The organism is Nocardia sp. NBC_01388 (assembly GCF_045040085.1).
In the GTDB taxonomy this organism is placed as follows: Bacteria; Actinomycetota; Actinomycetes; order Mycobacteriales; family Mycobacteriaceae; genus Nocardia.
The window spans coordinates 6,856,946-6,878,577 of record NZ_CP109553.1; the positions used below are offsets into that span (position 1 = coordinate 6,856,946).

Genomic DNA, 21,632 nt, shown 5'->3' on the forward strand with positions numbered 1-21,632 from the left:
ACCGAATGAAGTTTCGCAGCACCACTGCGGCGGCTGCCTTGGTCATCGGCGCAATGACCACGGGGATGACCGTTGCCCATGCCGACGATGCTCCGGCACCGGCTCAGCCCGCGGGGATCTCGTACTCCACCAAGCTCGTCGACAGCCACATCGTCGATGGCAAGCAGGTGGACGGTAAGACCGTCGTGTCCACGTTGAAGAACGGGACCTTCGAGCTCACTCAGCAGGATGGCGCTACGCCCGAAGACCCGAAGCAGACGGTCGTGAACGTCAAGGACGTTCAGGGGGCGACTGTGATCTCCTTCCCGCTGCAGTTCGACGTCGCGGGCACCAAGGTTCCGGCCACGGCCGACGTCAAGGAGGACGGCAAGGTCCTCGAGGTCGTGCCGACCAAGCCGGCCGATGCGCAGATCAGCACCCAGCCGGTCGCGGTCGCTCCGGTCGCCGCTGCCCAGCCCATCGCCTCGCCGATGGAAAACCAGCGCGCGATGAATGACTTCTCCAGCAAGTTCGGTATCGCCACCGCCATCGGCGGCTTCGTCGGCACTGCCGTCGGCGCGATCATCGGCTGCATCGTCACCATCGTCGCCGCCTGCGTCCCCGGCCTGCTCGCGGGCGCCGGCATCGGCGGCATCCTCGGCACCATCGCCGTGGGTGGCCCGGCGCTGCTCGCCACCGGTATCGACCTCATCAACACGATGCAGGCGCCCGATGGCACCACCCAGTGGGCCTCCGGTAAGTAATTCGCCCACCGCTCGGTTCGGCCCGCCCGCTTCGTCGGGGCGGGCCGGTCGTGTTTCCGGGGCAGGGTAATCCCCGGGCGTGTCTTCTCAGTCGGGCAGTTCGAGCCGGCCGTGGAAGGACACCGTGCCCTTGCGGCGGCCGAAGCGCGCGAAGGTGCGCTCGGTCATCTCGAAGCGCCCGTCCTCGCGCACCAGCAGCACGGTGCTGCACCGGGTTCCGTGCAGCGGATGGTTGACGAAACGCGACGAGGCCACGCGCTCACCGAGTTTGCCGATGCCGGTGTCCGGTAGCTCCGCGTCCGCGGCCCGTGTGCGGTCCGCCAGCACCCCGAGGTAGGCCGACACCTCGCCGGGATCGTTTTCGACGACCCTGCGCAAGCTCAGCACCCCTTCCCGGACCTTCGGCCACGCCGGGGCGCCCGTGCCGGTGCGGATTTCACCGCCGGTCTCCAGGGATGCGGCGAGCGCGCCATTGGACAGGCCGTGGAAGCCGGGAGTCAGTTCGCGCGGACCCTGCTCGCCGCGATTGCCGTACCACCACAGCGTTTCCAGATCGGACACAACGAGATTGAAACCGTTGTATTCGTCCGAGGCGGCCGCGACGCCGCGCACGAATTTCTCCGAATCCGCCTCGCCCCGCAGGAAATCCAGCAGCAGCGCGCCTCGTGAGCGTGCCTCGGCGCGCTTCTCGTTCACCCCGCGCACATTGGTCACCGTGGCGAATCGATGCGATTCCCGGGCCAGGCCCAGCCAGGTGCCCGGCACCGGGCCCGCGGCGCCCAGGTCCCGCCCCGCCAGCAATCCGGGCACCTCGTCCCACCAGCGCAGCGATTCCGTTGGACGCGTGAAGAACTCGTCCCGATTGGCGGCGACGATCAACCGATACTCCGGATGCGCCCGCCACCCGAGCAACACCAAACACATACATCCAGCATGACTGATCAGCGGAGGCCTGGCACACGGCCCAGTCATGCCAAACCCTGCCTGAACACCGCCTGTTCGCCAAAGACATTCGGCCCCCACCAGAGGTGAGGGCCGATATCAGCTCACTCCTGATCAGCCAACTCCGAGTTCGTGGCCGGCCCGGGTCTGGACTGACGGAGCGGGGGAGCGAAGCGGAGGAGCGGAGGAGGGAAGATCCGGGTAACAGGGCCAAGAACCCGCCCGGAGCGAAGCGGAGGGCAAATCAGCTTGTGCGGACGCGCAATCCGGGGTTGTCGGAGAGCACGGTGCTGATCGGCTGCGCGAACAGCTGCGGGGCATTGCCCGTGATCAGGCCGATGAGGTTGGGGATCTCGCAGATCGGGTAGTCGGCGACCGAGGACGCGCTGGAGATGCCCAGGGCCAGGGTGCCGGTGACGATCGGGCCGCCGCTGTCGCCGGGGAGGGCGCAGATATTGGCGGAGAAGCTCTCGGTCTGCTGGTGGTCGCCGACCTGGACGGTCTGGTCGACGGCGTTCACCACGCCGCAGCTGAAGCCGGTGCGCGAACCCGACTTGCAGACGGGCGCGCCGACAACCGGATCGGCCACACCGGTGATGGCGACCGGCGCCGCGCCGGGGACACGAACCAGGTTGTTGCTGAAGCGGTCACGGGACTGATCGTTGATCGAGACGATCGAGTAGTCCTGCGCGGCCAGGATCGACTTCTGGAAGGAGCCGAGCTGGTTGCCGATGTGATCGCCCGCGGCCAGTTCGTACACGCCGGGAGCGTTCGCGCCACCGGCCGCCGGGATGTTCGGATCGCAGTGTCCCGCAGTGATATTCACGACAGCGCCATTGAGGTCACCGTTGAAGCCCAGCGAGCAGCGCAGCGACATGCGGCCGGCCACCGAGGCGTAGGAGTCGCCGGCGGCCAGGGGGCCGCCGCCCGTTCCGGCGACCGGATCGGCCTGCGGGACAGTGGCGTCCTCGCCACCCGTCGGCGGCACGGCCATCACGATGACCTGCGCCGGATCGACGAAACTGGGCAGTGCCAGACCGGCCTGGTCGACCCGCACCGCGATGCTGTTGTTCATGGTGTTGATGGCCACACCGCGCACGGCCTTGGCGACCGTATCGGGCTGACCCTCCAGCCACTTCTGGAAGGCGTTCTTCTCGCCGCGCAGTGTGGTCTCGCTCTTGGCGACGTCCTTGGCTGTGAAACCGGCGTCCGAGACGGCCTTGCGGGCGCCGTCGATGCCGTCGCCGTTGGCCAGTGCCACGACGGCCTTGCCGTTCTCGTCCAGCCAGGAGCCGGCGAACACCTGCGGGAACTGGCGCTGCGCGGTGGCGGAGAAGGCGGCCACCTTCTGGCCGAGGGCCGCGCGGTCCAGATATTCCTGGGGCGAGATCTTGAGGTCGCGGGTGATCGCGGTGATCAGTTCCGCGGGCAGTGCCGGGCCGGCCGGAGCCGAGGGAGCGGCGGGGTCTGCGTGTGCGCTTGCCGCCATCGGTCCGGCGACCAGCAGCGCGGCGGCTGCGATCGCGGCGGATCGGACGAGGGACCGTGGCCTGCGGCCCACGGGCAGCGAGGAATAGCGCATACGTGGCAGGAGCATGACGCCGACTATATGGGCTCCAGCCCGTTATGCCTACTTATTGCCGCGCGCGGTGTTCAATTTGCCCTCCGCTTCGCTGTGTCTTTTTGCCTCCGCTTCGCTCCGGGTCTTTTGCCTCCGCTTCGCTCCGGCGGGTTCGCGGCCCTGGGAGTCTCGTTCTTCCCTCCCTCCGCTCCTCCGCTCCTCCGCTTCGCTCCCCCGCTCCACTCGGTCCAGAACGAGACGGGCCGCGAACCACTGGGGGATTCGCGGCCTGACTTGTTTGTTTTGTTGTGTTTGTGAAGAGTTCAGATTCAGTTCGTGTTGGAGCGTGAACGCACCTGAATGCCGCTGCCGAGACCGCCGCCGGAATTCGCGTCGATATCGGTGAGAATCGCGCGGATCGGAATGCCCAGGCTCGCGGTTCCACCGTACTGCGCCAGCTGGGTATTGGCCTCGTTGCAATTCGGCGCGTCGGCGGCATTCGAGCCGCTGGTGATGCCGAGCGCCATGGTGCCCGACACGATCGCGCCACCGCTGTCACCGCCGAGGGTGCAGGCGCTGCTGGCGAAACCGCGCACCGTCTTGGACTGGCCCTCCGAGGTGTACAGCTGCGTTTCGACCCGATCGGCCACGACGAAACCACAAGTGAACGTGGAGGATTGGCCCGACTTGCAGACCGGCGCGCCGGTGATCGGGTCGGCCACACCGGTAATGGTGAGCGTGGTGCCGTTGGCTCCGCGCACCGACGGCTGATCCATGCCCGCCTTCACCGCGGAGTCGTTCAGCTTGATCACCGAGTAGTCGAGGGCATTGCCGCCACCCAGCTGTGAGCGCACGAAGCTGCCCAGCTGCGGGCTGGCGGTCAGATTGTGAACATTCGGCAGGTAGACATCGGCCTGCTGATTGTCCTTGCCGATATTCGGATTGCAGTGCCCGGCACTGATGTTCAGCGCATTGCCGGAGGAATCGACACTGTTGAATCCGAACGAGCAGACATCCACGGTCGTCAACGCCGAATCATTGAGCGAGGTGGGGGCACTGATATAGGTGTCACCACCCATCGGGCGCCGCTCGACCGGGCCGCCGCTGTCCGGTGACAGCACCACCTTGATATTCGCGATCAGGGTCGGCAGATTCAGCAGATGTCCGGCCGGAGTGTTCGCAACACTCAGTACCAGTTGGCTGTTGAGGAAATCGATTGCCACCGAGTTGATGGCGCCGGAGATTTCCCGCGGCAGGCTGGTGATCCAGTGGTTCAGCTGATCCACCGAACCCTCGAGATTGTCGGCGCTGATCGGGGCCAGCCGGGTCTGGTAACCGTCGGCGGCGACCACCTTGGCCGCGTCGAGGGAGGTGACCGCGAGGACCGGCTTACCGTCGGTGCCCATCCAGGCGCCCGCGAACTCGTCGGGGCGTTGAGTGCGGAATTCCGTTGCGTAGTCCCGCAATTGCTGAGCCTTGGCGGCGCGGTCCAGATATTCGGACGGCGTCATCTTCAGATCGCGCGAAATCGCCTGCACCAGTTCGGCAGGCAGCTTGTCGGCGGCGAGTTGATCGGCCGGCTCGGCGCCGGCGGGAATCGATGCGAACAAGGTTCCGACTAGGACGGTCGAAGCGAACGTGATGGTTGCAGCTCGGACCGTGGCGCGGCGCGCCATGAACTTGCGCATGGAGTCCCTTCGTAGTGCACCAGCAGACCGACAATCCGGTTACTTTGCGGAACATCGGTCAGCGCACCACTTTAGGGTACAAACCACAGAAGGTCTCTACTAAATCAGTACGGACTCTGTGGCCAGGGGTCCTGGAACACCGGAGCCGTCGGCAGCTGCCAGGTGGGCACCGGCGGGTACGTGTAATACGGCGGATAGCCCCGCGTAGTGGGTGGTGTGGTGGGCCGAACCGTGGTGGTCGGCGGTGGTGGTTCGGTGGTGGTTGGCGGCGGGACCGTGGTGCTGGGCGGATCCGTCGTGGTCGGGACGTCATACGAATCGGCGGGCGCCGGCACCACGGCCGCCGACGGCCCGGGACTCGGCGGTAGCAGCGGCGGTACCGCGCCCGCGGTCGCCGCCGGCTGATTGGCCACCTCACCGCGCGGCGGGCCCGGCGGGGAATCGTCCGGACGCAACACCGCCGCCACTCCGAGGCCACCCAGGAGCAACCCGATAATGGCCGTGGCCGCGGCGATCATGTACGGACCGCGATTGGCGCGCTGCTTCGGCAGCTGCACGATCGGCTGCTCGGCGGTGATCGGACCGACCGCGGAATCGACGGTTGTGGCCGCCGGGAAGGCCGCCGAATACGCCTGCGCCAGCGGCTCGGGCGCGGACAGCGCGGGCAGGATATCGGTGACGTCGGCGGCATTCTGGGTGCTCGCGGTGGGATCGGGCGGGGTCAGACCGGCGGGGGTCGCCAGCACCGCGGCCAGTGCGGCGCGAGCGGCATTGTGTGCGAACGACTTTCCGGTGTCGTCGGCGTCCGGCTGGGGCAGATCGCGTTCGCTGACCAGCACCACCGACTTCAGGCCCAGATAGTCCAGGGCCTCGCGCAGGGCCTGGACGTTCTCCTCCGGCCACCCCGTCGGATGGGTGGCATAGAACTCGGCCGGGCCGTTCAGATGATCGGCGGCCAGATTGATCAGGCAGAAGGCGGCGGTGGCCATCAGGTCTTCGGCGCGGTACGCCTCGCCCTCGTCGACCGGCATACCCGCCGGATCGCCGACGGCGCTCACGAATCCGCGGATCGAATTCGACGGGCCCTCCGGCGGATCGCCGCCGAGCACCGCATCACCGTCATCGGCCATGTGCAGGATCGACTCGCGCACGATGTAGTGCACCGGGAGTGTCGCGTCATCGCCCGTGACGACGGCCACGACGGATTCGTCGTCGGCTATCCGCAGGCCCACCCCTGTGGCCATCGTGGTTACCTCACTCGGTGCGTCCTGGATTTCCTCCGCGCCGTGGTCATACGAGGAGTGAACCGTGACCCATGGCGCGGAGCATTGACAATAACTCCGAACGCGAACTCGCACCGATCCGACGCCGTATCCGGGCGACGTGATGCTCGACGGTTTTCGCGGAGATATAGAGGCGAGCCCCGATTTCCCGGTAGGTCAGGCCGAGCAGTACGAGCTCCGCGACCTCTCGCTCGCGTTCACTCAGGACCGTATCGGTGCGCGGTTCCGGGCGTGGCGGCGGGGCGGCCGGAGCCGGTGCGCGCACCTCCGGCGGGCGCGCCCGGGTGCGCAGGGTCCGGGCCAGCTTGAGCAGGGCGGTCGCGGTGACCGGGTCGCCGGCGGCCAGGGCGGCCTCGCTGGCGAGGCGCGCGGCATCCCAGATCAGGCCGAGTCCGGCCAGGCGGCCGACCGCCGCCTCCACCTGGCTGCGCTCCACCTGACCGCGCAGCACCAGCACCCAGGTGCGGCCCGCGTCCGCCAGTGCGGCGGCCTGCGGATCGCCGGATTCGGCGGCGGCCTTGAGCCGATGCGCGTGCGGCACCAGGTCGTTCGGGCTCTCGTGGGCGATGGCGGCCTGAATCGCGTACCAGTGGAAGGCATTCGACCAGGCGGGCGGATCGCCCAGGCCGCGCAGCAGTTCTCCGGCCGCGTCGACCAGGGCTGTCATCCGGCCCTCATCGCGCAATCGGATTCCGGCAAGCCACAATTCGCCGATCGGCAGCAGTGCCAGCAGGTCCGCGCTCACCTCGTCGAACAGCGGGTAGGCCTGCTGCCAAGCCAGGGTCAGGGCCGTGTGATCGCCGCTGCGCCTGGCCAATCCGATGATGACGCCGTGCGCCAGCAGCCGGTCCCGGGAATCCAGTGCGGCCAGGTCCAGTCCGGCGACCATGGTGGCCGCGGACTGCTCGTCCCCGCCCAGCATGGCGACCCACGCGCCGAGCACCAGGCTCTGCGGATCGTGGCCGGCGCCGCGCAAGGCGTCCGCCGCCCGCCGGGGTTCGCCCATGGACAGGCACAGCAGTGTGGCAATCGACACCGCCGAGCACGGCAGGAATCGATCCCCGCCGTTCTCCGTGGGCGCCACCCCCGAATGCGCCGCATGAATCAGTGCGGACGCGGCGGCAACCGCCGCACTCCGCCCCGCCTCACCCGCGCGGGTCGTGAAACGCGCTGGGACCGGAGCGAGTTCGGACGGACCGTGCGTCATCGCGCTCAATCGCGCAGATCCGGTAAGCGGCGCACACTCCCCGCCTTCGGCCACCCGACCGGCCGCGCCTCGGGCGCCGTCGGCGGTGGGTTGGTTCGACGCAGCGCCGAATCCGGTGGCGTCGGCGGTGTGTGGGTGTGATGTTGCGCCGAATCGGGATGCGTCGGCGGTGGGCAGATATGACGCAGCGCCGAATCGGGATCCGTCGGCGGTGGAAGAGTCTGACGCTGGGCCGAATCCGGTGGTATCGGCGGTGGGCAGGTGTGACGCTCGGCCGAATCCGGTGCTGACGGTGACGGGCAGATGCGACGTTGCGCCGAATCCGGCGGCGGGCAGGTGCGACGCTGGAGCGAACAGGGTGGCGTCGGTGGGAGGCAAATGGGTGCGGTTGGTGGGGTCTGCTGTGAAATATGCCGGGGGTGGCAGGGTTTCGACTGAACCGGACAGGGCCTCGGCGATGAGGGCGGTGCGGGCGGTGGCTTCGGTGGGCGGCCAGTTTGCGGAGCAGGTGGACATGGCGCGGGCGGTGGGCGCGTGACCCGCGAGATACAGGACGGTGGCGGCTACCGCCCAGTCCGCGCCGACTCGGTCCGCGCCGAGCCAGGTGTAGAGCTGCGCGGCCCGATTGGCGAGACCGCGGCGGGTCCAGACGCCAGCGCAGATACGCACCGCGGCAGCGAGTTCCGCGGCCGCGGCATGCGGGCGAGCCAGGACGGGTTCGGCGAGGCGGAGGGCGGTGTCGCAGTCGCCGGTGCGGGCGGCGGCATCGGCCCAGCGCAGGGCGATGGCATCGAGATCGGCGCCGGCCGTCGCCGCGGCGGCGTAGTGGCGGACGGCTTCGTCACCCGCTTTCTCGGCTGTGGCGCAGAGGAATTCGGCCAGGCGGGGGTCGCGGACGCCGGATTCGGCCAGCAGGAGGGCGGTGTGATCGCGCAGCAGGCCGGCGTCCAGCCGGGCCCGCAGAAGTCTGCGCTGCACGGCGAGCAGCCGGCGGTCGCCGACCAGGGTGCGCAGCGGTGCGATGGCAGGGGTCAGCAGGAGATCGGCATCGGTGACCAGTGCGCTGCTGCGGGCGCGATCCACCAGATCCTGTGCGGCCGTTGGGGTTACGTCCAGTACCTCGGCGAGTTCGGCGGTATCCAGGCCCGCGCCGATGGCGGCCACCACGAAGGTGTCCAGCAGGTCCGGATCGGCGTCGTCCAGCCGGCCGCGCGCCCAGGCGGCGACGGCATCGTCGACCGCGGTGAGACCCGCGTCCAACCGGGTGGCGCAGGCCGCGGTCAGCGCCGCCACCACGCCGCCGTGGATTCCGGCGGTCTGGCGGTGGATGTGCTGCGCCAGGCCGCGCGGCACCATCATGCCGAGTTCGCGTGCGAAGGGGGCGATCTCGGTCGCACCGAGGGCCCGCAGATCGACCACCCGCCCGCGCCGCGCCACCAGCTCGGCCAGGGCTCGCAGTCGGGCGTCGTGCGGTCTGGGCAGCGTCGCGATCACGACGGTGCAGGCGCCGGATTCGGCGACGGCACACAGCCTGTCGAACTCCGCCGGACTCAAACCGTGCGCATCGTCGACCACCACGGCGACCCGGGTTCGGGCCGCCGCCCCAGAACCGCTGCGGGCCTGCTGTGTTGCGTCCGTAACCGAGTCCGCCGGGGCTTCGGAACCGCTGCGGGCCTGCTGTGTTGCGTCCGTAACCGAGTCCGCCGGGGCTTCGGAACCGCTGCGGGCCTGCTGTATTGCGTCCGCAATCGAGTCCGCCCGGACTTCGGAACCGCTGCGGGCCTGCTGTGTTGCGTCCGCAATCGAGTCCGCCGGGGCTTCGGAACCGCTGCGGGCCTGCTGTATTGCGTCCGTAACCGAGTCCGCCCGGACTTCGGAACCGCTGCGCGCTTGGTGCATTGCTCCCGCGACCGAGTCGGTCGGGGTATCGGAACCGCTGCGGGCCTGCTGCATTGCAACCGCGTCAGCTCGGGTGCCGGAATCGGCGCGGCTCTGCTGCCGCGCGCCCGCGATCGGCTCGGCGGAGGCACCGGGACGAAGAGGGGCGTGACGTGCCGATGCGGGGTCTGCCGAGGTGATTGCGGCGGCCTCGATCAGCTGGATGCCGCGGGCGCGGAGGCGATTGCGGATGGCGGTGAGCAGGGTTGACTTGCCGGTGCCGGAGCGCCCGCGAATCAGGTACAGCAGGGGAGCGGGATCATCGGAATCCAACTCCCGGAAGATCTCTCGCGTGCACGGCAGGGAATCCAGTGCGACGGGGGTATTGCCTATCACGGGAGAACCAACTCTCAGCCACCGATATGCGGAATGGTCGGCACCGTGGGAACTGCCTTACCGAGCTGGCCCAGATCGGGGACCTGGACCGTCGGCTGGGTGATCACGGGCTGCGGAACAGTCGGCAGTTGCGGCTGGGGTGCGGCCGGAACTGTTTGGGGCGCGGGAGAATTCGCCTGCTCCGGTGCCGCCGGGGCCGCGGGTGCTCCGGGTGTCGCCGGAGCCGCCGCGTTCGGAGCCGCTGCCGTCGTGCCCGGCTGGGCGGGAGCGCCCGCGGGTGCCGGAGCCCCCGCATGCGTGACCGGTATCGTCTGCCCGCCGGTATTTGCCGCCTGCCCACCGGCATTCACCGGGGCAGCAGACGGATTCGGTGCGACGACCGAAGTCGTGGGCGCCTGCGGCGCAGTGGAATTCGAGGGCGCGGACTGTGCACCGGTACCCATGGCCAGGGTTCCGGTGGCGAGAGCGGCCACCGCGATGGCCACCGCGCCGATCACCGCGACTCTGCGCCAGTGTGCGAAACCGGTGCGCGGCGCCTCGTCGGGTAGCTCGGGTAGCGGTGGAATCGCCGCTGCCACAGTGCTTCCGGCGCCATCGCCTGTGCTCACGGCGCCAGCGGGTTCGACGGCGCCGCCGGACCGATCGTCGATCGCGGCGATCTGCATGCTGCGCGGGTCATCGAGTCGAGTAGCCATGTCGCGCTGGGTATTTCCACGTTCGACCGCAGGAGTCCGGGCACCGCCGCCGTCGTGATCATCGCGATGCACCAGAGGTGCGATGGCCGGATGCGCTTCGGTGTCGGTGGTGTCGGCCAGCAGATCGGCGGCCAGCAATGCCGCGCCGTGCGCACTGAGGTGAGCCGGGTCGGCCGCGGCCGCCACCGGGACGCCGAACTCGGTGGAGAGCAATTCGGTGACCAGCGGGATGGCCGCCCCACCGCCGGTGAGCAGGATGCCGTCCACCTCGGCGGCGGTCAGTCCGGCGCGGCGCACGGCCTCGTGGACCAGGTCGATGGAGGCAACCAGCGGGCCCCGGTAGAGATCTTCGGCCTCATCACGCACCAGGCGGACATCGATCGGGTCCTGGCCGGGCATGCGGACCGGAATCACGGTCGCCGTTTGTTTGGAGAGCGCTTCTTTCGCGGTTTTGCAGCGCACCCGCAGTTCTGCGAGTTCCTGTTCGACCAGCGGATCGAAGGGATCGAAATCTGTTTCGCCCATGGCGAGTCCCAGGGCGTATCGCATGGTCAGGAGGTCGAATTCGGCGCCCGCCACGGCGGTCGACCGCACCGGCTCGCCGAGCAGACCGGACAGTGCGCCGGTGCGCGCCACCGAAACGGTCAAACCCGTTGCACCCAGGTCGTACACGATCATGGCGCCGTCGTGGGTGGATTCGTGCACCTCCTGCAGCCAGCGCATGGCGGCGGCGGGTTCCGGTACGAGGGCCACACTGTCGAGTCCGGCGGCGGTGAGCGCCGCGCGCTGTACTTCCACTGTGTGTTGTGACCACCAGGCCGGATAGCAGGCCACCATGGCCGCGGCGAGGCCGGAATCGTCCACCGCCCGGCCGATCGCCGCGGCCACGAGATCCGCTGCGCGCACAGCGGATCCGTCTCGCATCCGGATATCCACCGGGTCTCCGACCCTGGACAGGAAACTTTCCGGAAGTTCATGCTCCGCGCCGATCATGCTCGGCCGGATATGCAGTCTGCGCTGTCCCCCCGAAGTCGTCACGGCAACCGTATTGGACGTCCCGACAGTAATGCCGAGCGCCATCCCCTGACTCATTCGAGATCCCCTGTCGATCGAAACACGCGTCGGGTGATTCGCGTGCTGGCCGAAAGCTGTTACGTCCGAAATGTGCGAAAGGCTCTGGTGCGGGCCGGATGACCCATGGGACCTGTCGGTTGCTGGGGGACCGCCGTTACCGTTTCCCGCGCGATTCCGGGGAAATTCCCCTAATCGTCAGCAACCCCCTACCGAGGGGACACGCGAAACGGGGGGAGTTCACCCCGTTACGGCGTAACGGGTCGGGTTCCTAGCGTGAAAAGCAATTCGAACAGTGCGGGTCAGCCGGACCCGCCCACCCAGGAGACGATTCGCCATGAGCCCCAATGCAATTCTCGAGTTCATCCTCAACCTGCTGCGGGATCACGAAGCCGCCGCGAACTACTGCACCAACCCCGCGCAGTCGCTGGCCGACGCCGGGCTCGGGTCGGTGACACCGGAGGACATCACCGCCGTCGCGCCGATGGTGGCCGAATCCGCCCTGGTAGCGGGAGGTTCGCAGCTGTCCGCGATCTGCGCCGCCGGGGCCGGGGCCGACACCGGCGCCGGGCTCAACGGGAACCTCGGAGGGAACGGGGGCCTCGGGCTGAACGGGTCCGGTGGGCTCACTGGTGCCGCCGGGTTGAATGGTGCGGGTGGGCTCAATGGTGCCGCCGGGCTGAACGGTGCCAGCGGGCTGAACGGTGCCGTGGGTCTCAATGGTGCGGTAGGGGTGAACACCGGCACGGTCGCGGCGGGGACGACCGGCGCCACGGTGAACATCGGCACGGCCACTGCGACCGGAACCGAGGTCTGCTTCAACGGCGACGCCGGCACCGGCCTCGAACTCGGCCTCTCCTCCGGAATCGGCGCCCTGGCCGGTGCCGCCTCCACCCTCGGCGCCGGCCTCTCCGCCGGCCTCGACGGTGCGGCCAACGCCGCAACCGGCCTGGAAGCCAACCTCTCCGGCGTCCTCGGCGCCCGAGCCGCCGCCGACCTCACCTCGGCCCTCACCGGCGGCCTCTCCGCCGGAGCCGGCCTGACCGCCGGAATCCAAGGCGCGGCCGACGCCCTCGGCCAAGCCGGAGCCACCCTCACCACCGGCCTCACCGGCGCCCTCGACACCGCCGCCGGCCTCGAAACCAACCTCACCTCCGCCCTCGGCGCAGCCGTCAACCTCGGCGCCGCCACCGACCTGGGAGCCAACCTCTCCGGCGCAGTCAATGCGGGCACCGCCGCTGCCACCGATCTCGGCGCGACCCTCTCCGGCGCGGCAACCACCGCAGCTGGCGTAGGAGGCAGCCTCGCAACGGGCCTGGCCGGTGCGGTGAACGCAGGCACCGGCGCAGCCGCGGACCTCGGAGCCAACCTCTCCGGCGGCCTGAACACGGCCCTCGGCGCGGGCGGCGGCCTCCAGGCCGGCCTCAACGGCGCACTGAACGGCGCGACCGACCTCGGCGCGCACCTCGGAAGTGACCTCAACACGGGGCTTTCCGGAGGTATCGATTCCGCGATCGGTGCGGGTGCGCAGGCCGGTGCGGGGCTCGGAGGTGGTTTGGAGACCGGTCTGAATGGTGCGGTGAATGGCGCGACCGGCCTCGGTGCCCAGCTCGGGAGCGAGCTCAACACGGGGCTTTCCGGAGGTATCGATTCTGCGATCGGTGCGGGTGCGCAGGCCGGTGCGGGGCTCGGAGGTGGTTTGGAGACCGGTCTGAATGGTGCGGTGAATGGCGCGACCGGCCTCGGTGCCCAGCTCGGGAGCGAGCTCAACACGGGGCTTTCCGGAGGTATCGATTCTGCGATCGGTGCGGGTGCGCAGGCCGGTGCGGGGCTCGGAGGTGGTTTGGAGACCGGTCTGAATGGTGCGGTGAATGGCGCGACCGGCCTCGGTGCCCAGCTCGGGAGCGAGCTCAACACGGGGCTTTCCGGAGGTATCGATTCTGCGATCGGTGCGGGTGCGCAGGCCGGTGCGGGGCTTGGCGGCGGCCTGCAGACCGGCCTGAATGGTGCGGTGAATGGCGCGACCGGCCTCGGTGCCCAGCTCGGGAGCGAGCTCAACACGGGGCTTTCCGGAGGTATCGATTCTGCGATCGGTGCGGGTGCGCAGGCCGGTGCGGGGCTTGGCGGCGGCCTGCAGACCGGCCTGAATGGTGCGGCCGATGGTGCGACCGATCTCGGTGCGCACCTCGGAAGTGACCTCGGCGCAGGGCTTTCCAGCGGTATCGATTCCACAGTCGGCGCCGGTGCGGGGCTCGGAGGTGGTTTGGAGACCGGCCTGAATGGTGCGGTGAACGGTGCGACCGGTCTGGGTGCCCAGCTCGGGAGTGAGCTGAATACGGGGCTTTCCGGTGGTTTGGCGACCGGTGCGGGGGCAGGTGCGCAGATCGGAAGTGGTTTGGAGACAGGGCTTTCCGGGGCAGCGAACGCGGGTGTCGGGGGCGGAACTCAGCTCGGTGCCGGTCTGAATACCGGGATCGATGCAGGTGCGCAGACTGCCGGTGGCCTCGGGGCGGGGCTCAATTCGGCCGTCGGTTCCGGCTTGCATGCCGGAAATGACCTGTCTGCTGGGCTTTCCGGTGGGCTGGGGACGGGTGTGGATATCGGTGCGCAGACCGCCGGCGGTGTCGGTGCGGGGCTCAACTCCGGTTTGGATACGGCGCTGCACGGTGGTTCGCAGGTTGGCGCTGGTCTCGAGACCGGGCTGACCAGTGGCATCGATGTCGGCGCGCAGACTGCCGGTGGGGTCGGTGCGGGGCTCAACTCCGGCGTGGATTCCGCTCTGCACGGTGGTTCGCAGGTGGGGGCGGGGCTTACGGGCGGGGTTGACTCTGCGGTTGGTGCGGGGGCGCATGCCGGGAATGAATTGGGGGCCGGGGTTTCCGGTGGGTTGGGGACCGGTGTGGATGTCGGTGCGCAGGGTGTGGGCGGGGTGGGGGCTCAGGTGGGGAGTGGGATCGATGCGGGGGCGCATGGTGTGGGCGGAACTGAGGTCGGGGTGGGGACGGGGTTGAATCCTTGGGCGGGGCTGGATGTTTCGAATGCGTTCGGAGAAGGGGTGCATGCGGGGGGTACGGATGCGGGATTGTTCGGGGATGGCGGGGTGCACGGCGGGATCGATCCGGGGACGCATCCGGGTGGGGACATCATCGGGGACATGCTGCACTCGTGAGTGCGGTGCAGCCCGGTGCCGGGCGAGTATTGGCGGTAGGCCGCATCTCTGACGGGATGCGGCCTCGGAGAAAAGATGTGCGAGGACTGCGATGACCGGGATCGTGGCGGTTGATCCGTTGCTGTCGATACTGTCCGAAACCATAGCGGTGGCGGAGGGGTCTGAGCGCGGGGATCTGGTCGCGCAGCTGGAGACGGTGGCGGGGCGGGTGCGTGACCCCCGGCGGCGGATCGTGGTGTGCGGGTTGGGGAATCAGGGGCGCAGCCAGTTCGTGAACGCCCTGATCAATCTGGATATCTGCCCGGTGGCCGACGATGCGACGACCACGGTGACAACCGTATTGGCGTTCGGGGAGACGGCGCGGGCGGAGCTGGTGGTCGCGGGCGCCCAGGACGGGGAGGTCTCCCGGTTGGCGGTGCCCGTCGAGGAGATCGGCGCCGTCGGTGCGCGGTCACCGCATGCGCAGGGGCGGGCGGTATTACGCCTGGAGATCGAGGTGCCGAATCGGCTGCTGGCCGATGGAATCGTGGTGGTCGATACACCCGCGCTTGGTGCGCACGGCGGCAGTGGTGTGGCGGGAGTGCTCGGCGCGGTGCCGACGGCGGATGCGGTGCTGGTGCTCACCGACGCATCCACCGAGCTCACCGATCCGGAGGTCGAATTCCTGCGACAGGTGCGAGAGCTGTGCCCGGCCGTCGCGGTGCTGCTCACCAAGATCGATCTGTATCCGCACTGGCGGCAGGTGTTCGAAGCGAATCGAAATCACCTGAGCCGTGCGGGAATCGATGTGCCCATGCTGCCGGTGTCCTCGGTGCTGCGCGCCCATGCGCTGCGTCTGCAGGATGAGCAACTCGGGCGTGAATCCGGGTTCGGCGGGGTCTTCGGCTTCCTGCGGGATCATGTGGTCGCCCGTGATCAGGCGGCGGTGCGGCGCGCGGTGGCACTCGATATCAATTCCGCCACAGAGCATTTGGCTCTCGCCCTCGGCAGTGAACTGGTGGCGCTGCGTGATCCGGAACGCGGCGCCGCCGCGGTTCGCGAATTGCAGTCCGCGAGAACAGCTGCCGAGCAATTGCATCGCAAGACCTCCGTCTGGCAGCAGACGCTCGGCGACGGAATCACCGATCTGGTCGGCGATGTCGATCATGACCTGCGCAATCGGCTGCGGAATATCTCCCGCACCGCCGAGGACTGGATCGACGAGCATGATCCGGGGCGGCACTGGGAGCGCATGGAGGAGTGGCTGACCGGCACCGTCGGCACCGCTGTCGGCGACAATCTGCTGTGGACGCGCACACGGGCGGTGCGGCTGGCCGAACAGGTCTCCGCCCACTTCACCGAACTGGGCGCGGTCGACCTGCCCGATGTGCGAGAAACCTTGGACGGCGACGCTTCTCGCGCAGGCTCCTGCACGCTCTCGGATCTGGAACCGGACCTCGGCCTCGGCCACAAACTTCTGGTCGGCGTGCGCGGATCGTACGGCGGCGTGGTCATGGCCGGCCTGGTCGGCACGCTCGCGGGCCTGTCCCTGGTCAACCCGCTGTCCCTGGGCGCCGGACTGCTCCTCGGCAGCAAAGCCTTCCGCGACGACAAGCAGGCGCGCCTGGCCAAACGCCGCGCCGATGCCAAGCTCGCCGTGCGCCGCTACCTGGACGACGTCGCCTTCCACACCGCCAAGGAGACCAAGGACCGCCTGCACCGCATCCACCGTCTGCTTCGCGACCACTTCACCGCGATCGCCGAACGCACCCTCCGCTCCCTAGACGAATCCCTCCGCGCCGCCCAGGAGGCCGCCACCCTCGAATCCACCGCCCGAGCCAACCGCACCGCCCTCCTGGAACGCCGCCTGCACGCCGTAGCCGACCTCCGCCGCCGCGCCGCCACCCTCACCCCCGCCCCGAGCCCGCCCGCCCTACCGCCGCCCGCCTGAACGACCGGGCTTGCTGCACCACTGCCATGACTTGCCGCACCGCTGCCCCGGCCTATGGCGGCCGGCTTGCCGCACCGCTGCTCTGGCCTACGGCCGCTGGCCGGCCGCGGATCTGCCACAGCACGCGCCGCCCGCGATCCCGGCAGTTTCTGGCCCGGATCCATCAGGTCGGTGCAGCCACATGGTTGTGGATCCTGGCCGAAAGCGCGCCTGGATGACGGGAATCTGCCGGGTCGCACACTCCCGGAACTGGTGTGTTGCTAACACCGGGCGGGGTTGGGGCGAAAGGTTGGCGATGTGTGCGGTGTGTGGTTCGGGTCTGGAGCGCTATGAGATTTGATGTGGGCGGGCCCGGATACGGGGTGGGGGGTGAGACGCGGGGACTGCTGGCGGCGGCCCGGCGGTCCTTTGCCGACCGCGGACGCGTGCGCGGGCAGCTCGAGGAATGTGCGCGGCGGCTGGACGAGCCGCTGCGGATCGCTCTGGCCGGCCAGCTCAAGGCGGGCAAGTCGACGCTGTTGAATGCGCTGGTGGGGCAGGATATCGCACCTACCGACGCGACCGAGTGCACGCGCCTGGTGACCTGGTACCGGCACGGCGCGGCCCCGCGCGTCACCGCGTATTCGCCGGAGGGCTCGCACGCCGATGTGGTGGTGCGCCGCGGCCGGAGCGCGGAGGGGCTGCCGGGTGCGCACGGGCTGACCTTCGATCTGGCGGCGCTGCGCTGGAATGCGGGTGGTGCGCGTGAGGTCGACCACCTGGCGGTGGAGTGGCCGTCCGCGGAATTGGCGCAGACCACGATTATCGACACTCCCGGAATCTCGTCCCTGTCGCGGGACGTATCGGCGCGCACCTCGCGGCTGCTCACTCCCGGCGGGACCGGCGTTGCTCTGCCCGGCGCGGATGCGGTCGTCTATCTGCTGCGCCGGCTCGACACCGCCGACGTGGATTTCCTCGAACAGATCGGCGCCGGCACCGGAGCCGGCGGACCGCTCGGGGTGATCGGCGTGGTGTCGCGCGCGGATGAGATCGGTGCGGGACGCATCGACGCACTGCATTCCGCGCGCGATGTGGCCTCGCGATTCGCGGGCGAATTGGAGCGAACCGGGCTGTGCCAGTCGGTGATTCCGGTCGCGGGTCTGCTGGCCTTCGCCGCGGCCACCCTGCGGCAGCGCGAGTACGCGGCATTCGAGGCATTGGCCGCCGCGCCGGTGGACGAGGTGAGCGCCGCCCTGCTGTCGGCCGACCGATTCGCCCGCCCGGATCTGCCGCTGCCGGTACCGCCGGACTTGCGCGCCCACCTGGCGGCGCGCTTCGGCTTGTTCGGTATTCGCCTGGCCGTCACTTTGATTCGCCTCGGTGTACGCGACTCCGCCTCGCTGGCAGCCGAACTCACCGCTCGCAGCGGTCTCGATGAACTCCGCACCGTCCTGGATGTGCAATTCGCCCAGCGTGCAGAGGAATTGAAGGCGCACTCCGCACTGACCGCCCTGGCGCGCATCCTCGTCGCCAACCCCGGTACCGAGGCCGATGCCCTGCTGCCCCGGGTGAAGACCCTGCTCTCCGATGTACACGGCTTCGCCGAACTCCGGTTGCTGGGCCATCTGCGCACCGACGAATTACCCCTGACCCCAACTGATCTCGCGGAACTGCACCGCCTGATCGGCGGCATAGGCGTGGCCCCCCACCGCCGCCTCGGCCTGCCCCCGCACACCGATATCCACACGCAGCGCGAGCAGGCCCTGACCGCAGTCCACAAATGGCGCACCCGAGCCCGCCACCCCCTGGCCGACCAATCCATGGTCAATGCCTGCCTGACCGCCTCCCGCAGCGCCGAGGGCCTCCTGGAAATCCTCCACGAGCCCCCCACCACCCCCTTCGCCCGAATCCCTCCGCCACACAACTGAGGCGTTCCCGCCCACCAGCCCGGTCGAAGTCAGAGGCGCGCCCGCCCGCGCACGAGGTCAGTCGGTGCGCACGAATTATGTTGTCGCGCAGTAGATCGCCACAGATTGCGTGCGCGGCAGGTGAGGAAATATGTGGGTCGGTGGGCTCGGTCAGAGGGTGGTGGCGGTGCTGGCCGGGTCGATGAGGATTTTGGCGTGGTGGTCGGGGGAGGCGAGGGTGGTGTAGGCGGGGTCGACGCCGTCCAGGCCGACGGTGCCGGTGATGAGGGGGGAGGGGTCGACTTTGCCGTCGGCGATCATGTGCAGGGTGTCGCGGAATTCGCCGGGGTCGTAGCCGAGGACGAAGCGCAGTTCGATTTCCTTGTTGATGGCGGTGGCCGGATGGATGCGATCCGACTCCATACACACGCCGACCACCACGATGCGGGACATCGGCGGTGCGGCCGTCAGGATCTGGTCGAGCATGCCCGGCACGCCGACACATTCGAAGATGACCGGCCCGGCGGGCCCCTTGTCGAGGGTGTGCGCGGCCCGGAATACGTACCACCAGGGCAGATTCGGAATCCGGCGCAGCCGCTCCATGGCGTCGAACCCGAGGTTGAGAATGTCGCCGGCACCGGTGATGCGCGACTTCTTCGGTGAGGCGGTCCAGGGTGAGTCGACGCCTGGGTCGACCACCACATCCGCTCCGCAGGCGGCGGCGAGTTCCCGGCGGCGCGGGGAGAAATCGCTGGCGATGACCAGTGCGACACCGGACGCCTTCAACATGGTGATGACCGCGAGACCGATAGGCCCGCAACCGATGACGAACGCGGTCTGCCCCTTGCCGACACGCCCCTTGCGCACGGCGTGCCAGGCGACGGCCATCGGTTCGGTGAGCGCCGCATGCTCGGCGGAGAGCCCGTTCGGAATCGGGAAGGTCATCGATTCCTGCACCAGCACCTGTTCGGCATACCCGCCGGGCGCGTCGACGGACAGCCCCGTGAGGTGGGGTGTGCGTCCGGTCCGCAGAATGGGCAGCGACACCACCGGCGTGCCCGGCTTCCATCGCCGCCGGGTGCCCGAGCCGTAATCTACGACCTCGCCGGAGAATTCGTGCCCCATCACCACGCTCTGGTCCGAGCGCATGAAGTGCTGGTAGCCGGTGGCGGCGGCCATATCGGCGAGTTCGTCGCAGTGCACCCGGGCGTGCAGGTCGGAGCCGCAGATGCCGCACCGCAGTACGTTCACCAGCACCTGCCCGGGACCGGGAGTGGGAGCGGGCAGCTCCTGTACTCGGAATTCGCCCTTGGTTACCGTGACCGCGCGCATGGCTGACTCCCGTCGAAAGACATTGTCAGTCGGATTCTTCCGCGCCCGGCGTGCTGTGGAAAGCACAATTGTCCACAGCACCGGTGTGCACCGAGGCTGTGGACAGTTGTGGATAGATCAGACCTGCACCAATTCGTCGTCCACCAACTCGTGGACTTCCAGCTTGGTGTCCTTGGGCAGTGCCGCGAATCCGAGGCAGACCAGCACCATGATGCCGATGCCCCACTCCAGCGTGTGGTCGAAGGTGCGCGCGAAATTGACGGCCGTGGCCTCCTTGCCCGCCTGGGCCAGCGTGACGTCCATGGCCGGGTCGCCCCCGGTGCTCCGGCAGCTGCCGGGCACGACCGACGGATCGACCTCGGCGGACCGATCCTGCACGCAGGCACGGAAATTGGCGAGTATCTGATCCTGTGCGGGCCCGGGCAGCCCGGCCGCACTCAACTCCGTGCGGGTCTGCGCCGCGACCGCGTCCACACCGCGCCCGGAATCATGATCGAGCTGTGTGAAGAACACGATCCCGACCAGCGCCACGCCCAGCGCCATCCCCAGCTGCTGGCCGGTATTGAGCAACCCCGAGGCCGCTCCGGCCTCCCCATCGGGAATCTGGCCGAGCAGCATATCGATGGTCGGCGCGACCACAATGCCGAATCCGGTGCCGGTGATGATGAGCGGCAGGACCATCTGCCAGGACGCGAAATCCGAACCGTAGTGCGCGGCCATCCAGCCGTACAACCCGAATCCGGCCGCCGTGACGAGCCCGCCGCCCATGAGCACCCAGCGCCCGAAGCGCGGGGCCAGCAGACTCACCGAGGTTCCGGCGCCGATGCCCGCACCGACCGCGAAGAAGACCGAGGTCAATCCGGCTCGCATGGGTGACCAGCCGAGTCCGGCCTGCATGAACAGGGTCCAGATGAGGAAGAACCCGCCGAAGCCGATCCAGAACAGCAGCCAGCTCGCCAGGCCGGCGGTGAAGGCCCGGGACCGGAACAGCTCGAGGTCGATGAGCGGGGAGCCGACGGTGCGCGAGCGCCACCGCTCGTAGAGCACGAAGGCCGTGAAGGTGACCGCGGACGCGCCGATCAGCACGAAAGTCCAAGTGGGCCAATCCAGTCGGCGACCTTCGGTGAGCGGGTACACCAGCAGTACCACCGCGGACACGGCCAGCACCATCCCGATGATGTCCAGGCGCGGCGGCTGCGGCGAGCGCGAATCCCGCATGACGACCGCGGCGGCGGCCAGCGCGAGAATGCCGATCGGGATGTTCACCAGGAAGATCGGCCGCCAGCCCAGATCGAGCACATTCCACTGCACCAGCAGTCCGCCCAGTGCCAGGCCGACCGCGGAGGCGGAACCGCCGACGCCGCTGTAGATGGCAATCGCCTTGGTGCGCTCCTCTTTCGGGAAGGTGACGCGAATGATGGCGAGGATCTGCGGCACCATCAGTCCGGCCATGGCGCCCTGCACGAATCGTGAGGTGATGAGCATGGCCGGGTCGGAGGCCAGTCCGCCGGCGGCCGAAGCCAGCGTGAATCCGGTCATGCCGAGCAGGAACATGCGTTTGCGGCCGTAGATGTCACCGAGGCGGCCGCCGGTGATCAGCACTGCCGCGAAGGCCAGGACGTAGGCGGCGATGATCCATTCGATCTGCGCGTACTCGGCGCCCAGATCCTTCTGGATGCTGGGCACCGCGACATTGACGATGGTCACATCGAGCAGGTCCATGAACCCGGCGGCCAGCACGACGGCGAAGGCGATCCACCGGCGTGGATCGAGGGTGGTGGGGATGGTGTCGGATTCCACGGCGAGCTCTCTTCGACTGGGTGGGCGGTGATACGACTCTTCAAACTATGC

At 68.9% G+C, this 21,632-nt stretch carries 12 protein-coding genes; 4 read left to right on the top strand and 8 right to left on the bottom strand.

Annotation, left to right across the window (positions count from 1 at the left end; genetic code table 11):
* Nucleotides 1-5 precede the first annotated feature (5 nt).
* On the top strand, nucleotides 6-743 hold the full coding sequence (locus OG716_RS32850) for a hypothetical protein (protein WP_355130575.1): 738 nt from the start codon (nucleotides 6-8) through the stop codon (nucleotides 741-743).
* A gap of 87 nt (nucleotides 744-830) precedes the next feature.
* Here OG716_RS32850 and OG716_RS32855 read toward each other — a convergent pair whose 3' ends face one another.
* From OG716_RS32855 to OG716_RS32880, 6 genes are all read right to left on the bottom strand, one after another.
* Nucleotides 831-1,667 carry an NRDE family protein gene (locus tag OG716_RS32855; protein ID WP_405134310.1) on the bottom strand — a complete coding sequence of 279 codons (837 nt, stop codon included), beginning with the start codon at nucleotides 1,665-1,667 and terminating at the stop codon, nucleotides 831-833.
* A 262-nt stretch (nucleotides 1,668-1,929) separates the two neighbouring features.
* Nucleotides 1,930-3,282 carry a S1 family peptidase gene (locus tag OG716_RS32860; RefSeq protein ID WP_405134311.1) on the bottom strand — a complete coding sequence of 451 codons (1,353 nt, stop codon included), beginning with the start codon at nucleotides 3,280-3,282 and terminating at the stop codon, nucleotides 1,930-1,932.
* Nucleotides 3,283-3,575: 293 nt separating this feature from the next.
* Nucleotides 3,576-4,934 carry a S1 family peptidase gene (locus tag OG716_RS32865; RefSeq protein WP_355130581.1) on the bottom strand — a complete coding sequence of 453 codons (1,359 nt, stop codon included), beginning with the start codon at nucleotides 4,932-4,934 and terminating at the stop codon, nucleotides 3,576-3,578.
* A 104-nt stretch (nucleotides 4,935-5,038) separates the two neighbouring features.
* Nucleotides 5,039-6,178 carry a hypothetical protein gene (locus OG716_RS32870; protein WP_405134312.1) on the bottom strand — a complete coding sequence of 380 codons (1,140 nt, stop codon included), beginning with the start codon at nucleotides 6,176-6,178 and terminating at the stop codon, nucleotides 5,039-5,041.
* Nucleotides 6,179-6,224: 46 nt separating this feature from the next.
* Nucleotides 6,225-9,698, bottom strand: coding sequence for a LuxR C-terminal-related transcriptional regulator (locus tag OG716_RS32875; protein ID WP_405134313.1), 3,474 nt, complete (start codon nucleotides 9,696-9,698; stop codon nucleotides 6,225-6,227).
* Between the two features lie 14 nt (nucleotides 9,699-9,712).
* Entirely contained in the window at nucleotides 9,713-11,485 is a 1,773-nt protein-coding gene (locus OG716_RS32880; protein WP_405134314.1) for an Hsp70 family protein, read from the bottom strand.
* Nucleotides 11,486-11,801: 316 nt separating this feature from the next.
* Between OG716_RS32880 and OG716_RS32885 the strand changes: the two genes are divergently transcribed.
* The 3 genes from OG716_RS32885 (at nucleotide 11,802) to OG716_RS32895 (ending at nucleotide 18,470) form a co-directional block, all read left to right on the top strand.
* Entirely contained in the window at nucleotides 11,802-14,633 is a 2,832-nt protein-coding gene (locus OG716_RS32885; RefSeq protein WP_405134315.1) for an IniB N-terminal domain-containing protein, read from the top strand.
* Between the two features lie 91 nt (nucleotides 14,634-14,724).
* The gene (locus OG716_RS32890; RefSeq protein ID WP_405134316.1) at nucleotides 14,725-16,563 is read left to right on the top strand and encodes a dynamin family protein; all 1,839 of its coding nucleotides are present in this window, start codon (nucleotides 14,725-14,727) and stop codon (nucleotides 16,561-16,563) included.
* Nucleotides 16,564-16,892: 329 nt separating this feature from the next.
* The gene (locus OG716_RS32895) at nucleotides 16,893-18,470 is read left to right on the top strand and encodes a dynamin family protein (RefSeq protein ID WP_405134317.1); all 1,578 of its coding nucleotides are present in this window, start codon (nucleotides 16,893-16,895) and stop codon (nucleotides 18,468-18,470) included.
* 150 nt (nucleotides 18,471-18,620) lie between these two features.
* On the opposite strand, the gene OG716_RS32900 is transcribed toward OG716_RS32895, so the two are convergent.
* Nucleotides 18,621-19,781, bottom strand: a complete 1,161-nt coding sequence (locus OG716_RS32900) for a zinc-binding dehydrogenase (RefSeq protein ID WP_405134318.1) — start codon at nucleotides 19,779-19,781, stop codon at nucleotides 18,621-18,623.
* A gap of 117 nt (nucleotides 19,782-19,898) precedes the next feature.
* On the bottom strand, nucleotides 19,899-21,581 hold the full coding sequence (locus tag OG716_RS32905) for an MFS transporter (RefSeq protein WP_405134319.1): 1,683 nt from the start codon (nucleotides 21,579-21,581) through the stop codon (nucleotides 19,899-19,901).
* Nucleotides 21,582-21,632 lie beyond the last annotated feature (51 nt).

Coding starts and splice junctions, on each gene's coding strand:
- OG716_RS32850 (WP_355130575.1), top strand. CDS start 6: ATGAAGTTTCGCAGCACCACTGCGGCGGCTGCCTTGGTCATCGGCGCA.
- OG716_RS32855 (WP_405134310.1), bottom strand. CDS start 1,667: ATGTGTTTGGTGTTGCTCGGGTGGCGGGCGCATCCGGAGTATCGGTTG.
- OG716_RS32860 (WP_405134311.1), bottom strand. CDS start 3,282: ATGCTCCTGCCACGTATGCGCTATTCCTCGCTGCCCGTGGGCCGCAGG.
- OG716_RS32865 (WP_355130581.1), bottom strand. CDS start 4,934: ATGCGCAAGTTCATGGCGCGCCGCGCCACGGTCCGAGCTGCAACCATC.
- OG716_RS32870 (WP_405134312.1), bottom strand. CDS start 6,178: ATGGCCACAGGGGTGGGCCTGCGGATAGCCGACGACGAATCCGTCGTG.
- OG716_RS32880 (WP_405134314.1), bottom strand. CDS start 11,485: ATGAGTCAGGGGATGGCGCTCGGCATTACTGTCGGGACGTCCAATACG.
- OG716_RS32885 (WP_405134315.1), top strand. CDS start 11,802: ATGAGCCCCAATGCAATTCTCGAGTTCATCCTCAACCTGCTGCGGGAT.
- OG716_RS32890 (WP_405134316.1), top strand. CDS start 14,725: ATGACCGGGATCGTGGCGGTTGATCCGTTGCTGTCGATACTGTCCGAA.
- OG716_RS32895 (WP_405134317.1), top strand. CDS start 16,893: ATGAGATTTGATGTGGGCGGGCCCGGATACGGGGTGGGGGGTGAGACG.
- OG716_RS32900 (WP_405134318.1), bottom strand. CDS start 19,781: ATGCGCGCGGTCACGGTAACCAAGGGCGAATTCCGAGTACAGGAGCTG.